This is a genomic window from Streptomyces sp. NPDC030840 (genome assembly GCF_055572015.1).
Map to the genome: position 1 here is coordinate 519,030 of NZ_JBVIEE010000002.1, position 13,508 is coordinate 532,537.

The 13,508-nt window shown below is 70.9% G+C and carries 12 protein-coding genes; 4 read left to right on the plus strand and 8 right to left on the minus strand.

The window, feature by feature from the left end; translation table 11 throughout:
* Positions 1–101: 101 nt before the first annotated feature.
* From ACZ49J_RS06325 to ACZ49J_RS06335, 3 genes are read right to left on the minus strand one after another with little or no spacing between them, the layout of a single operon-like run.
* Positions 102–851 carry a succinate dehydrogenase/fumarate reductase iron-sulfur subunit gene (locus tag ACZ49J_RS06325; protein ID WP_467452057.1) on the minus strand — a complete coding sequence of 250 codons (750 nt, stop codon included), beginning with the start codon at positions 849–851 and terminating at the stop codon, positions 102–104.
* Positions 848–2,797 carry a fumarate reductase/succinate dehydrogenase flavoprotein subunit gene (locus ACZ49J_RS06330; protein WP_467452058.1) on the minus strand — a complete coding sequence of 650 codons (1,950 nt, stop codon included), beginning with the start codon at positions 2,795–2,797 and terminating at the stop codon, positions 848–850. The genes ACZ49J_RS06325 and ACZ49J_RS06330 overlap by 4 nt, the downstream gene beginning before the upstream one ends.
* Before the next feature lies 1 nt (position 2,798).
* Complete coding sequence (locus tag ACZ49J_RS06335; protein ID WP_467452277.1) at positions 2,799–3,470, minus strand: succinate dehydrogenase; 672 nt, start codon at positions 3,468–3,470, stop codon at positions 2,799–2,801.
* A gap of 119 nt (positions 3,471–3,589) precedes the next feature.
* Here ACZ49J_RS06335 and ACZ49J_RS06340 point away from each other — a divergent pair, with 119 nt between their 5' ends.
* On the plus strand, positions 3,590–4,486 hold the full coding sequence (locus tag ACZ49J_RS06340) for a LysR family transcriptional regulator (protein ID WP_467452059.1): 897 nt from the start codon (positions 3,590–3,592) through the stop codon (positions 4,484–4,486).
* Between the two features lie 246 nt (positions 4,487–4,732).
* On the opposite strand, the gene ACZ49J_RS06345 is transcribed toward ACZ49J_RS06340, so the two are convergent.
* From ACZ49J_RS06345 to ACZ49J_RS06355, 3 genes are all read right to left on the minus strand, one after another.
* The gene (locus ACZ49J_RS06345) at positions 4,733–6,877 is read right to left on the minus strand and encodes a putative bifunctional diguanylate cyclase/phosphodiesterase (protein ID WP_467452060.1); all 2,145 of its coding nucleotides are present in this window, start codon (positions 6,875–6,877) and stop codon (positions 4,733–4,735) included.
* Positions 6,874–7,686 carry an SAM-dependent methyltransferase gene (locus tag ACZ49J_RS06350; RefSeq protein WP_467452061.1) on the minus strand — a complete coding sequence of 271 codons (813 nt, stop codon included), beginning with the start codon at positions 7,684–7,686 and terminating at the stop codon, positions 6,874–6,876. Before ACZ49J_RS06350 ends, ACZ49J_RS06345 begins: the two co-directional genes overlap by 4 nt.
* A gap of 371 nt (positions 7,687–8,057) precedes the next feature.
* Positions 8,058–9,074: an SCO0930 family lipoprotein gene (locus tag ACZ49J_RS06355; protein ID WP_467452062.1), complete on the minus strand. Its 1,017-nt coding sequence runs from the start codon at positions 9,072–9,074 to the stop codon at positions 8,058–8,060.
* Between the two features lie 269 nt (positions 9,075–9,343).
* On the opposite strand from ACZ49J_RS06355, the gene ACZ49J_RS06360 reads away from it, so the two are divergent.
* Together ACZ49J_RS06360 and ACZ49J_RS06365 are read left to right on the plus strand one after the other, a co-directional pair.
* Positions 9,344–9,934: a hypothetical protein gene (locus ACZ49J_RS06360; RefSeq protein WP_467452063.1), complete on the plus strand. Its 591-nt coding sequence runs from the start codon at positions 9,344–9,346 to the stop codon at positions 9,932–9,934.
* A 16-nt stretch (positions 9,935–9,950) separates the two neighbouring features.
* Positions 9,951–10,715: a bestrophin-like domain gene (locus ACZ49J_RS06365; RefSeq protein WP_467452064.1), complete on the plus strand. Its 765-nt coding sequence runs from the start codon at positions 9,951–9,953 to the stop codon at positions 10,713–10,715.
* 205 nt (positions 10,716–10,920) lie between these two features.
* Here ACZ49J_RS06365 and ACZ49J_RS06370 read toward each other — a convergent pair whose 3' ends face one another.
* Complete coding sequence (locus ACZ49J_RS06370) at positions 10,921–11,409, minus strand: hypothetical protein (protein ID WP_467452065.1); 489 nt, start codon at positions 11,407–11,409, stop codon at positions 10,921–10,923.
* 334 nt (positions 11,410–11,743) lie between these two features.
* Between ACZ49J_RS06370 and ACZ49J_RS06375 the strand changes: the two genes are divergently transcribed.
* Complete coding sequence (locus tag ACZ49J_RS06375) at positions 11,744–12,409, plus strand: class F sortase (RefSeq protein ID WP_467452278.1); 666 nt, start codon at positions 11,744–11,746, stop codon at positions 12,407–12,409.
* A 115-nt stretch (positions 12,410–12,524) separates the two neighbouring features.
* Here the strand turns inward: ACZ49J_RS06375 and ACZ49J_RS06380 are convergent, their stop codons facing one another.
* Positions 12,525–13,385 (minus strand): polysaccharide deacetylase family protein, encoded by an 861-nt coding sequence (locus ACZ49J_RS06380; RefSeq protein ID WP_467452066.1) that lies wholly within the window; start codon positions 13,383–13,385, stop codon positions 12,525–12,527.
* Between the last annotated feature and the right edge of the window lie 123 nt (positions 13,386–13,508).

The window sequence follows — 13,508 nt, forward strand, 5'->3', positions numbered from 1 at the left end:
GGGAGCACCACTCCCGGCCCCGCCCGTCCGCACCTGACCGGCGAACGTTCTTGAGGGGGCGTGCGCCCCCCGAAACCAACAACACCCCTACGGCGCTGCCGCTACCGCTTCGCGACCTTCCGAGCAGCCCGCAGCCACTCCTTGTTCATGCTCGTGATGGAGACCAAGGGAATGCCCTTCGGGCACGCCGTCGCGCACTCACCGGCCAACGTGCACCCCCCGAACCCCTCGTCATCCATCTGCGCCACCATGTCCAGCACCCGCGTCTCCCGCTCGGGCGCCCCCTGGGGCAGCACGTTCAGATGGTTGACCTTGGCCGAGGTGAACAGCATCGCCGCCCCGTTGGGGCACGCCGCCACACACGCACCGCACCCGATGCACTCCGCGTGCTCGAACGCGAAGTCGGCGTCCGGCTTCGGGACCGGCGTGGCGTGGGCCTCGGGCGCGGCACCGGTCGGCGCGGTGATGTACCCGCCGGCCTGGATGATCCGGTCGAAGGCCGACCGGTCGACCACCAGGTCCTTGATGACCGGGAAGGCGGAGGCCCGCCACGGCTCGATGTCGATCGTGTCGCCGTCCTTGAAGGACCTCATGTGCAGCTGGCAGGTCGTCGTGCGCTCGGGCCCGTGCGCCTCCCCGTTGATCACCAGACTGCACGCGCCGCAGATGCCCTCGCGGCAGTCGTGGTCGAAGGCCACCGGGTCCTCACCGCGCAGGATGAGTTCCTCGTTGAGGGTGTCCAGCATCTCCAGGAAGGACATGTCGGACGAGATGCCGTCCACCTCGTACGTGGACATCGCTCCGTCGGCGTCGGCGTTCTTCTGCCGCCAGACGCGCAGGGTGAGCTTCATGCGTAGCTCCGCTGAGTGGGGTGGACGTACTCGAAGACCAGGTCTTCCTTGTGCAGCACGGGGGCAGAGCCCGTACTGGTGAACTCCCAGGCGGCCGCGTACGCGAACTCGTCGTCCTTGCGGGCCGCCTCGCCGTCGGCCGTCTGGGACTCCTCGCGGAAGTGGCCGCCGCAGGACTCTGTGCGGTGCAGCGCGTCGAGGCACATCAGCTCGGCGAGTTCGAGGTAGTCGACGACGCGGTTGGCCTTCTCCAGCGACTGGTTGAACTCCTCCCCCGTGCCCGGCACCTTGATGCGCCGCCAGAACTCCTCGCGGATCTGCGGGATGCGTTCCAGCGCCTTGCGCAGCCCCGAGTCCGTGCGGGCCATGCCGCAGAACTCCCACATCAGCTCGCCGACCTCGCGGTGGAAGGAGTCGGGGGTGCGGTCGCCGTCCACGGACAGGAGCAGGTTGAGGCGGTCCTCCGTCTCGGCCAGCACCTCCTGGACGACGGGGTGGTCGGCCGTGACGGCCTCGTGCAGCGGGTTGCGCGCGAGGTAGTCGTTGATGGTCGCCGGCAGCACGAAGTAACCGTCGGCGAGGCCCTGCATCAGGGCGGACGCGCCGAGCCGGTTCGCGCCGTGGTCGGAGAAGTTGGCCTCGCCGATCGCGAACAGGCCGGGGATGGTGGTCTGCAGGTCGTAGTCGACCCAGAGGCCGCCCATCGTGTAGTGCACGGCGGGGTAGATCCGCATCGGCACCTCGTACGGATCCTCGTCGGTGATCCGCTGGTACATGTCGAAGAGGTTGCCGTACTTGGCCTCGACGGCCTTGCGCCCCATCCGCTTGATGGCGTCGGCGAAGTCCAGGTACACGCCCTGTCCGCCGGGACCGACGCCCCGGCCCTCGTCGCAGACGTTCTTCGCGGCGCGGGACGCGATGTCGCGGGGCACGAGGTTGCCGAAGGACGGGTAGATGCGCTCCAGGTAGTAGTCGCGCTCGTCCTCGGGGATCTCGGCGGCCCGGCGGGTGTCGCCCTTGGCCTTCGGCACCCAGATGCGGCCGTCGTTGCGCAGCGACTCGCTCATCAGGGTCAGCTTGGACTGGTGGTCGCCGGTGCGCGGGATGCACGTGGGGTGGATCTGGGTGAAGCACGGGTTGGCGAAGTACGCGCCGCGCCGGTGGGCCCGCCAGATCGCGGTGGCGTTGGAGTTCATGGCGTTCGTCGACAGGTAGAAGACGTTGCCGTAGCCGCCGGAGGCGAGCACGACGGCGTCCGCGAAGTACGTGTCGATCCGGCCGGTGATGAGGTCGCGCGCCACGATGCCGCGCGCCCGCCCGTCGATCACGATCAGGTCGAGCATCTCGGTGCGCGGGTGCATCTCGATGTTCCCGGCCGCGACCTGCCGGCTGAGGGCCTGGTAGGCGCCCAACAGCAGCTGCTGTCCCGTCTGGCCGCGGGCGTAGAAGGTACGCGACACCTGCACGCCGCCGAACGACCGGGTGTCGAGCAGACCGCCGTACTCACGCGCGAACGGCACGCCCTGCGCCACGCACTGGTCGATGATCTCGACAGAGATCTGCGCCAGCCGGTGGACGTTGGACTCGCGGGCCCGGAAGTCGCCGCCCTTGACGGTGTCGTAGAACAGGCGGTGGATGGAGTCGCCGTCGTTGCGGTAGTTCTTCGCCGCGTTGATGCCGCCCTGCGCCGCGATCGAGTGGGCGCGGCGCGGGGAGTCCTGGTAGCAGAACTGCACGACGTGGTAGCCCTGTTCGGCGAGCGTGGCCCCCGCGGAGCCACCGGCCAGGCCCGTCCCGACCACGATCACCGTGTGCTTGCGCCGGTTGGCGGGGTTGACGAGCTTGGCCTCGAAGCGCCGGGTGTCCCAGCGCTCGTTGACGGGCCCGGAGGGCGCCTTGCCGTCGACGACGGGCTCACCGGTCCGGTACTCGGCGTAGGTAGTCATGTCAGCTCACCACTCCGGTCATGACGCCCACGGGCACGGCGATGAAACCGGCCGTGAGCAGCAGCGCGAGGACGTTCGCGAAGGTCTTGAGGGCGCGGTCGCGGGTGCGGCTGCCCACGCCGAGGGTCTGCGCCGCGCTCCAGAAGCCGTGCCGGATGTGCAGGCCGAGCGCGAGCATCGCGACGATGTAGATGACGTTGCCGTACCAGGTGGAGAAGGTGTCCACGACGTTCTGGTACGGGTGGCCCTCCTGGAAGCCGCCGGAGTGCACGGTGCCGGTGGTGAGGTCCAGGATGTGCCAGACGATGAACAGGCCGAGGATGATCCCGCCCCAGCGCATCGTGCGCGTGGCGTAGCTCGCCCGCGGCTTCTTGTGCACGTACTTGCTGGGCCGGGCCTTGATGTCGCGGCGGCTGAGCTGATACGCGGAGACGGCGTGGGCGACGACCGCGACGACCAGCACCGCGCGGACGAGCCACAGCGTCCACTCGTAGTGCATGAAGGGTTCGCCGACGGTCCGCAGCCAGTGGGCGTAGCCGTCGAACTCCCCGGCCCCGAAGAAGATCTTCAGGTTGCCGATCATGTGGACGACGAGGTAGAGCAGCATGATCAGGCCGCTGACCGCCATGACGGTCTTCTTGCCGACGGAGCTGTCCCACACGGTGCGTGCCATGGACGGCCGTCGGTCCGTCCGCGTTGCCAGTGCCATGCACACGACGCTAGAGCGGGGACACGTGATCGGTCCAAGACATGGTACGGCTCGTTTCGATAGGGCTGTCCTATCGTGGGAGGGTGCAGTTCCAGCAGCTCCAGTACTTCGTGGCCGTCGCCGAGACCCGGCACTTCACCCGGGCCGCGGAGCTCGTGCATGTCGCCCAGCCCTCGCTGTCCCAGCAGATCCGGTCGCTTGAGCGGGAGTTGGGCGCGGAACTGTTCCGGCGGGCGCGCGGCAACATCACGCTGACCGACGCGGGCGAGGCGCTGCTGCCGCTGGCCCGGCGGATACTGGCGGACGCGGACACGGCGCGGCAGGAGGTGGCCGAGCTGGTCCAGCTGCGGCGGGGGCGGGTGCGGCTCGGTGCGACGCCGAGCCTGTGCACGGGCCTGCTGCCGGACGTACTGCGCGCCTTCCACGACCGCTATCCCGGGATCCGGCTGCTGATCGAGGAGGGCGGCTCGCACGATCTGGTGCGTGAGCTCGCGCGGGGCGCGCTGGACCTGGCGCTGGTCGTGCTGCCGCTGCCCAGCCCCTCCCCCGCGCTGACCACGGTGGAGGTGCTGCGGGAGGACCTGGTGGTGGTGTCGTCGCCGGAGGCCACCCGGCCCGGGCGCGGGCGGCGTGCGGTGCGGATCTCCGATCTGGAGGGTGAGCGGCTGGTGATGTTCCGGCACGGGTACGACCTGCGGGAACTGACCGTCGCCGCGTGCCGTGCCGAGGGCTTCGAGCCGGACTTCGCGGTGGAGGGCGGGGAGATGGACGCGGTGCTGGGGTTCGTGCGGGCGGGGCTGGGGGTGGCCGTGGTGCCGCGGATGGTGGCCACGCGGGCGGGGCGGGGGCTGCGGGTGACGGCGCTGGCGCGGCCGGGGCTGCACCGGACGATCGCGCTGGCGCACCGGAGTGATGTGGCTCCGCCTCGGGCGGCGCGGGAGCTGCAGCGGATGCTGCTGTCGACCACGACGGGGGCTTGAGCGCGAGGGTTTCTCGCCCCCGCCGCCCCCACCCGTCCCGTCATCAGGGGCTCCGCCCCTTCAACCCCGCTCGGGGCTCCGCCCCGGACCCCGCTCCTCAAGCGCCGGAGGGGCTGAATTCTCAGCCCCTCCGGCGCTTGAGGACGAGGCCGTCAGGCCGACAGCGGGGGTCTGGGGGCGCAGCCCCCAGGGACGGGACGGGTAGGGGCGGCGGGGGCGAGGAAACCCCGTTCAACCCCCGGGCCGTCAGCCCGTCGCGTCCACCAGCGCCAGCTCGTGCAACCGGTCCGGCGGCCCCGGGCGGGCGTAGTACCAGCCCTGGGCCGTGTCGCAGCCCAGTATCCGCAGCTGCTCGGCCTGCGCGCCCGTTTCCACACCCTCCACCGTGACCGTGAGGTCAAGGCTGTGGGCGAGGGACACGATGCCCTCGACGATCTTCAGGTCGACCGGATCCGCCGGGAACTGCTGCATGCCCTGGGTGAAGGAACGGTCCAGCTTGAGCACGCTCACCGGCAGCCGCCGCAGGTTGGCCAGGTTGGAGTACCCCGTGCCGAAGTCGTCCAGAGCGATGTCGACGCCCATCTCGGCCAGTCGGCGCAAGGGCTTGAGCACCTCGTTGTCGGCGCCGATCAACGCCGACTCCGTCACCTCCAGGCAGAGCGCGTCCGCTTCGAGCCCCGCACGCTCCAGGATGTCCACCGTGTCCTGCACGAGACGAGGGTGGGTGAGCTGGCAGGGAGACAGGTTCACGTTCACCCGCAGGGGGCCCGTGCCCACCTTGTCCTTGTGCCGCTCCTGCCAGTCCCGGGCCTGGCGCACCGACTGCTCCAGCACCCACCGGCCCAGCGGCACGATCAGCCCGGTGTGCTCGGCCAGCGGGATGAAACGGTCCGGCCCGAGCACACCGTGCTGCGGGTGCAGCCAGCGCACCAGGGCCTCGGCACCACGCACCGTGCCGTCGCCGAGGTGCACCAGGGGCTGGTACTCGATGAAGAACTCGCTGCGGTCGAGCGCCGCGGGCAGGGCGGTGGTGAGCCCGTGCCGGGTGATGGCGCGGGCGTCGGCCTCCGCGTCGGCCATCTCATAGCGGTTGCCGCCCGCCGACTTGGCCCGGTACATGGTGATGTCCGCGCTGCGCAGCACCTCCGCCGGGCCGCGCTCCCCCGCCGGGCCCTCGACGATGCCGACGCTGCCGCGCACGAGGAGCTCACGGCCGTCGATACGGACCGGGGTGACGAGCGCGTTCATGATGCGGTCGGCCAGTTCGTCGACCCCGCGCTGGGTGTCGGTGCCGGTGGTCAGCGCCACGAACTCGTCGCCGCCGAGCCGGGCGACCATCTCGCCGGGGGCGGTGGCGCAGGACTGCAGACGGTCGGCGATCTCCACCAGCAGCCGGTCACCGGCCGCGTGGCCGAGGCTGTCGTTGATGGCCTTGAAGCCGTCGAGGTCGAGGTAGCACAGACCGAAGCGCTGACCCTCGCCCGCCGACAGCGCCTTCTCCAGGCGTTCGAAGAAGAGCGTGCGGTTGGGCAGTCCGGTGAGCGCGTCGTGCGTGGCCTCGTAGCGCAGGCGGAGGTTGAGCAGGCGGCGCTCCGTGGTGTCCTCCATGAGCGCCAGCTGGTAGCGGGGGTGCCCTTCCGCGTCCCGGAGGAGCGAGACCGTCAGGTTGGTCCACAGAACCGTTCCGTCGGGGCGGTAGAAAGCCTTCTCGGTGTGGTAGTGCTCGCGCTCTCCCCGGACCAGTTCCTCGTACAGGCGCCAGACCTGGGGGGCGTCCTCGGGGTGGGTCCACTCCTGCACGTTGCGTTCGCGCACCGCGTGCTCGGAGCCGCCGAACATGCGCAGCAGCGCGCCGTTGACCTGCAGGATGTTGCCTTCGAGGTCGGCGATGCCGATGCCTATGGCGGCGCCCTCGAAGACGGCGCGGAAGCGGGCCTCGCTCTCGTGCAGCGCCTGGGCGACCAGTCCCTGGGCGTTGAGGGCGGCCTGGGCGATGGCCTCCTGCTCGGCCAGCGTCCGCGCCCGCAGTGCCTCGGCGTACCCGGCGGCCATGGCGTGCTGCAGCCGGGAGGAACGGGCGCGAAGGTCCTCCGCGGAGCCGTCCTCGCCGCAGTACAGCACCAGGTAGGCGTCCACGCAGTCGAGCGAGTGACTGAGGGCCTCGGGGTCGGTGCAGTGCGCGTCGACGAGTGCGGCGCCGACCTGCTTGCCGGCGTCCGCGTCGAAGTTCCGGGCCCGCAGCGCCTCGCTCAGCCGCCGTGCGAGTGGCAGGAGCCGCTCCTCGAGCTCCGGGCGGGTGAGCGACGTGGAGGTCACCGGGAAGACCGCCCGGCTCCAGATCGTCGCGAACCGGCGCAGTCTGTCCTCCGGCCCGTCCGGCTCCGCGGTCATGCCGTACGCCCCACGCCGGCGAATCCGGAGAAGGCGTACGGATCCTCGTCCTCGGGAGCCGTGTCGGGCCGCCAGTTCGCCATCGGCACCAGTCCGGGTTCCACCATGTCGTACCCCTCGAAGAACCGCGCGATCTCGTCGCGCGAGCGCATGATCAGCGGGTTGCGGATGTCCTTGTACACGTCGACCGCTCCCTCGGCCCGCTCGGGCGGCAGCGGGATTCCCTCGTACGCGGCGTGCGAGAGCACGAGCAGACTGCCGGGCGCGAGCGCGTCGCGCAGCTCGGCCACCGCTCCGTACGGGTCGTCCGCGTCCTCCACGAAGTGCAGTATGGCAACGAGGAGCAGCGCGACCGGCCGGTTCAGGTCGATGAGGCGCCGCACCTGGGGGCTTTCGAGGATGTCCCGGGGCTTGCGGAGGTCGGCCGCGACCACGTCGGCGTCCCCGTCGCCCTCCAGGACGGCCTGGCTGTGCGCGACGGCCACCGGGTCGTGGTCGACGTACACGACGCGCGCACCGGGGCAGGCCTTGCGGGCGACCTCGTGCACGTTGCCGAAGGTGGGGATGCCGGAGCCTATGTCCAGGAACTGGGTGACGCCGTCACCGGCCGCGTACCGTACGGCGCGACGCATGAACGCCCGGTTGGACTGCATGATCCTGGGCAGCCCCGGCATGAACTCCATGGCCCTGCGGGCCGCTTCCCGGTCGACCTCGAAGTTGTGCGAACCGCCCAGGTAGTAGTCGTAGATCCGGGCCACGGACGGCACCGTGATGTCGATGCTCCGCGGAGCCCAGGCGGGACGCTCCATCCATCACTCCAACGCTCGGGTGTTGCGCAGGCGATCCAGTGTTCGAGCTGAGGCTACTGATCGCCCGCCAATGGAGCGAGCGGAAACGGAAATTGACCGTCCGTTCCGGGGCACTGCCTCCGGCAAGAGCCGAATTGTCGCCCTGTGAGGTCGTTCACGGAATGAACGCGGCCCGATCCGGACAGTACGCGGAAAACGCGTGAAGTCACCGCCCGGTCACGCGGGGTACTCGCGGTTTCCGGCCGCTCGGGGCGCACCCGGGCACAGCAAGTGGTCCGCCCCCTCCGCGCGGTGCGGAAGGGGCGGACCGGGGATCTTCGACCGGCTGCGGTGCTGCGATCACCCTGGGGAGGGCCCTGAGAGGGAAGTGTCTACTTCGGCTTGCCGAGCGCCTTGCCCTCGGGCGAGATGGCGTACCAGGTACCGCCGACGCCCTGGCCGTTGGTGTCACCCGGCTTCTTGTCACCCGCGAAGGTGTAGAGCGGCCAGCAGTCGATGCTCTGCTGCTTCTGTCCGTCCGGACGGTTCAGGACGACGTAGCCCCTGCGGCCGTCGTTCTTGTTGTCGATGCCCTTGGTGTCGGCGGCGTCGACCGGGGCGACGACCGGCCACTTCTCCAGGCAGGCGCCGACGCAGGCCGACTTCATCGGCCACGGCGTGTCCTTCTCGAAGCGGTAGACCGTCATGCCGTTCTTGTCGACGACGATCGTGCCGAGCTCGGGGTCCTCACGGGTCGACAGACCCGGCAGGTTCCCGATCGCCTCGGCGGAACCCACGCCACCGTCGTCGCCCGCGTCGGACGCGCCGCCCGAGGCCTTCTTGCCGTCGGGGGCCGAGGCGTACCAGGAGCCGCCCACACCCTCGCCCTTGATGTCACCGGCCTTGGTGTCCTTGGCGTACCGGTACATGGGCCAGCCGCCGATCGTCAGCTGCTTGGTGCCGTCGGGGCGGGTCACCTCGCCGAGCAGCGACTTGTCGATGCCTTCGGCGGCCGTGGCACCGGAGGCCGGAACGGGCGGCCAGGTGGTGGCGCAGTCGCCCTCACAGGTCGCCTTCGGCGGTTCCGCCGTGTCCTTGTCGAAGCGGTAGAGCGTGAAGCCGGCGCTGTCGGTGAGGACCTTGCCGTTCTTCTTGCTGTTCCACACGGCCAGCTTCCCCGCTGCCGCGCCCTGTGCCGAGGCACCTTCCTGCTCCTGCGCGCCCGTGTCGGCGCCGGCGCCCGAGCCGGTCGCCGAACCGCCGGCCCCCAGATCGATACCGCCGGCCGGCTGGGTGGCGCCCACGTTCTGGCTCGACGTGCTGCCGTTTTCCTGACCGCACGCCGTCGTGAGCGCCAGCACGCACGCAGCTGTCGCTACGAGTGAGGCGTTCCGCCAGGAGGTCTTCATCGTAACTCCCCGTCATCCTTTGGGTGTTGCGGCGCCCTGCCGCGCCGCTCGCTGGCCCTAGGTACGGAGGGAGGTGGCAGGTGTGTTCAACCACTGCACAAATTTCTTTCCGTAACCTGTGACGAGCCCCGCCGCGAGTCGTGTACAGAAGCGCCCGAGGGCGGCTTTCGCGCGGCCGATCAACTCCGTCGTGCCCGCTTGTCCCCCTTTCGGGGCAATCACCCGGCACTCGGGCGTGTGGGGGCGCGTCAGCACGGATGATCGCCGTCGTGCACGGACCCCAGCGGACCCGATCCGCCCTCGCCGTACGGTTGTTGGCCCTGTTCGCCCTGACCTGGCTCCTCGTGGGTGCGCCGAGTGGGACGGCGGCCGCCACCCCCTGCGCGTACGTCCCCACGGACGGCGGCCGGGTCGTCGCGGCGTCGTTCGCGGGCAGCGGCACCCGCGGTGCGGTGATCCCGGCGAAGACGACGCCCACCCCGGCACCGTCGTGCTCCCCCACACCGACGCCCACACCCACCCCGACGCCCACACCCAAACCGCCCCCGCCGAAGCCCACACCGACTCCGACGCCCACCCCGACGCCTCCCGCGCCGAGGCCGAAGCCGACGCCGCCTCCCGCCCCCACGCTCGCGCCCAGGCCGGTACCGCCCCTGCCGCCACCCGCCCCGGCGGCACCGAAGTCCCCGGAGCCCACACCGAAGACGCGGCCCAAGCCGTCGCCGTCCCCGGTGAGTTATCCGCCGTACCGGCCGTCCGCCCGCGGGCAGGCCGAGCGCGGCGGTCCGTCCATCGTCTCGCTCACCCTGCTCGTCACCGTGCCCGCGCTGTTCGCCGCCGCCGCGCTGCGTCCGCGCTGATCCCTGGAGGAACCTGTTGTCGGAATGGCTTGTTCTCACCCTCGCGATGGCGGCCGCCTGTGTCGTCGTGCTCATCGTGGCCGTGCTGCGGCATCACACGGCGCCCGAGGACGACGACCCGTCCGAGACCCCCGACGTCATCGAGTACATCACGATGATGATCGGCGTCGTGTACGCCATCGTGCTGGGTCTGGCCATCGCCGGTGTCTGGGAGGCCCGCGGCGCCGCCCAGGACCATGTCCAGGCGGAGGCACAGGCTTTGCACGAGATCACGGAACGGGTGCGCGTCTACCCGGAGGACGTGCGCGACCTCATCCGGGACGACGTCGACACGTATGTGAGCCACGTCGTGACCAAGGAGTGGAAGGCGATGGCCGAGGACGGTGAGATGACCGAGCGCGGCGCCCGTCTCTTCGACCGTATCCGCCAGGACGTCACCGACTACGAGCCCCGGTCGGACTTCGAGGCGCAGGCCTACCAGCCGCTCGTGGACCAGGTGGCCGCCGCCGACGCCGCGCGCAACGCCCGCGCCGACTCCACGGACGCCACCTTGCCGGGTGTGGTGTGGTTCGGGCTGCTCACCGGTGCCGTCGTGACCGTCGGCATGGTGTTCGCCCTGCAGATCCAGCGCACGCCGCGCGAGCTGATCCTCGCCGGCCTGTTCTCGGCTCTCATCGCCTTCCTGCTGTTCCTCGTCTGGGACTTCGACGCGCCGTACAACCGGGAGCTCGCGGTGTCGGCGGAACCGCTGCTGCAACTGTTCCCCGGGGCGCGCGGCTGACGGCCCTTCACCAGACCGCCGCACGGCGTTTCGCCCCGGTACCCGCCGAGGGGGTTCCGGGGCGAAAGGCTGTCGACGTGTGCTCCGGTCCGCGAAGGCCATCGGTCTCCGGAGGGAAAGCGGCGCTCAGACCTACGTGTCGCTCGCTGCCGGCCTCGTCGCACGGCACGCGCGGTCCTCGTCCGCCCGTGCCGGCGGCTGGGCTTCAGATCTTGTTCTCGGAGCGGCGGCGCATCCAGAACACCCCGCCGCCGATCAGTGCGACGGCGACCAGGCTGCCGCCGATCGCGATGTCGGTCGGGGTCGCCCCGGAGGTGCTGCTTCCGCCGATGCCGCCGCGGACGCCGCCGATGACGGTGAAGACGTTGTTGAACGTCCTCTGCCGGCCCTCGCAGTGGGTCGTGACGCTCTGCGCGCCGGGAGTGGCGTTCGAGCTGACGGTCACGGTCGCCGTCGCCGTGTCGCCGCCCATCGACCTCAGCTTCGTCGTCGGGAAGGCGGGTGAGCTGACGGTGCTGTTCGCGGCGGTGCACGCCTCGCCCTTGACGGTGAGGACCATCTGCCCGCCGCGGGCGATGACGCTGGGCTGGGCGGTGACCGAGGTCGGATCGTTCCACGCGGCGGCCGTGGGCGCGGCGAACCCGAGGACGGCGACCGCGGCGGCGGACGCCGCCAGGGCACGAGTAGTACGCATGTGAGCCTCCGGGGAAGGCGCCCCGGGACCCGTCCCCGGTCGATCGACGAGAAAGCGCCTCCTGACCAGACCCTCAGTTGCCGCGCGCTGGGCCGCATTTCGGGATTGCTCCGTCCCGGTGAGCGGACACGCCGGGAAAGCCAGGCACGATCGGACATCGCCGCAGGTCAACGGATGTCGGAAAATTCTCGGGGTCGGCGACACGGATGGCGCACGCCCCGTGTCCGGCCGCCCACCCATTCGCACCGGCCCCGTCGCCGAGTCCGCGTGCTGCGCTTAGCGTTGTGCCATGCGCGACGGACGCGACCACGGCCGGGGCGAGAGGGGATGGCGCATGTCTTCGTCCGAGCTGGCCGAAGAGGAGGAGCGGCGCAGGAAGCGCGCCCCTTGGGGCGTGATAGCGCTTGTTCTGCTGACCGGCCTCGCTCTCATCCGGAACGGCTCCGGGGAGTTCGACGTGGGTCCGCCGCAGCCGGCGTCGGCGGCGGCCGCCGACCATGACGCCACCCCCCACGGGGTGTTCGCCAACTCGCCGTCGCCGCTGCCGTACGCCGCGGTCGAGCGGGTCAGGATCCCGTCGATCCAGGTGGACACACCGGTGATCCCCGTGGGCCTGGACCTGCAGGGCTGGGTCGACGCTCCGCCGCCCGACGACCCGAACCTCGCGGGCTGGTTCACCGGCGCGGTGTCGCCGGGTGAGAACGGCACGGCCGTCATCGTGGGCCACGTCGACAACCAGCACGGCCCCGCCGTCTTCTACGGACTCGGTGCGCTGCAGAAGGGCCACCGGGTCGAGGTCCAGCGCAGCGACGCGAAGACGGCCGTCTTCGAGATCTACGGCGTCGAGGTGTTCGAGAAGGACAACTTCCCCGGTGACCGGGTCTACGGGAACAGCGGCGTGCCCGAGATCCGGGTCATCACGTGCGGGGGCGGCTTCTCCCCGCAGAACGGTTACGCCGGGAACGTCGTGGTGTTCGCCCGTATGGTCGAGGTCCGCTGAGGGCCCGGCCGGGCGGGGCGGGGCCCGTTCCGGGTTCCCGCCGTCCGCCCGCTCGTGTTCTGGATTCCCGCCGTCCGCCCGCGGGGCCCGGGGCCCGTCCTCCCGAGGACGGGCCCTACACCAGCCTCCGCCGCGGCACGGCTATCTCGTAGCCCGCGTCCAGCAGACCGGGCAGATAGGAGCGCAGCGCCCGTACGCTCTGGGAGCGGTCGCCGCCCGCGTCGTGGGAGAGGACCACGACGCCCGGCTCCGCGTAGCGCTTGACCCGGTCGACGATGGCGCGGGTGCCCGGGCTCCTCCAGTCGAACGTGTCGAGTGTCCAGCCCAGGGGTTCCATGCCCAGTTCGGCGCCTATGTGGAACGCCGCGCGGTTCCAGGCGCCGTAGGGTGCGCGGAACCACCGTGGTGCCTCGCCGCACGTCTCTTCGACGATCTCGCTGGTGCGTTGCATCTCCCAGTGGATCGCGGAGGGCGACAAGCCGGTCAGCAAGGGGTGGGACCAGGTGTGGTTGCCCACGACGTGCCCCTCGTAGGCCATCTCGCGCAGCAGGTCCTTGTGGTCCGCGGCCATCGAGCCGCAGACGAAGAACATGGCGCGGGCGTCGTACTCGCGCAGGATGCGCAGTATCTCGGGGGTGTAGCGGGGGTCGGGGCCGTCGTCGAAGGTCAGCACTATGGAGCGGCCCATGCCTGCCACACGGAGGAAGGGCTCGCGCCGGACGAGGGTCCTGCGGGCCTGGGCGCGCGGCGGACCGTACCCCGTGAGGGGCTGCAGCCGGTACGTGGAGGGCTTGGTCCCGCCCCGCGGCTGCGCGCCGGCGGCAGGGGCCCTCCGGGGTATGGAGCTGCGACCGGCGCTGTCCGGGGTCGTCTCCCCACCGAACAGAGCGGCCGCGCCCGCGGCACCTGACGTGCCCAGGACCGCGGCGCCCGCCATCAGCAGTCGGCGTCGCGTGAACATGTGATGCGTCGTCATGACTCATCACTGACCGGTCGCACGGACGACGCACCACAAGGACACCGGTGTGGACGCAGGAAAGCACCCGAGGGGAGCAGCGCGTCCGGGTTCCGTACAGCCGGTCGGGCGACGCCCGGAGGA

Bases quoted from the DNA above. Each gene is read 5' to 3' on its own strand.
- ACZ49J_RS06345 (WP_467452060.1), bottom strand. From the start codon at position 6,877: ATGACCGCGGAGCCGGACGGGCCGGAGGACAGACTGCGCCGGTTCGCG.
- ACZ49J_RS06375 (WP_467452278.1), top strand. From the start codon at position 11,744: ATGTCTTCGTCCGAGCTGGCCGAAGAGGAGGAGCGGCGCAGGAAGCGC.
- ACZ49J_RS06380 (WP_467452066.1), bottom strand. From the start codon at position 13,385: ATGACGACGCATCACATGTTCACGCGACGCCGACTGCTGATGGCGGGC.
- ACZ49J_RS06335 (WP_467452277.1), bottom strand. From the start codon at position 3,470: ATGGCACGCACCGTGTGGGACAGCTCCGTCGGCAAGAAGACCGTCATG.
- ACZ49J_RS06370 (WP_467452065.1), bottom strand. From the start codon at position 11,409: ATGCGTACTACTCGTGCCCTGGCGGCGTCCGCCGCCGCGGTCGCCGTC.
- ACZ49J_RS06325 (WP_467452057.1), bottom strand. From the start codon at position 851: ATGAAGCTCACCCTGCGCGTCTGGCGGCAGAAGAACGCCGACGCCGAC.
- ACZ49J_RS06330 (WP_467452058.1), bottom strand. From the start codon at position 2,797: ATGACTACCTACGCCGAGTACCGGACCGGTGAGCCCGTCGTCGACGGC.
- ACZ49J_RS06355 (WP_467452062.1), bottom strand. From the start codon at position 9,074: ATGAAGACCTCCTGGCGGAACGCCTCACTCGTAGCGACAGCTGCGTGC.
- ACZ49J_RS06350 (WP_467452061.1), bottom strand. From the start codon at position 7,686: ATGGAGCGTCCCGCCTGGGCTCCGCGGAGCATCGACATCACGGTGCCG.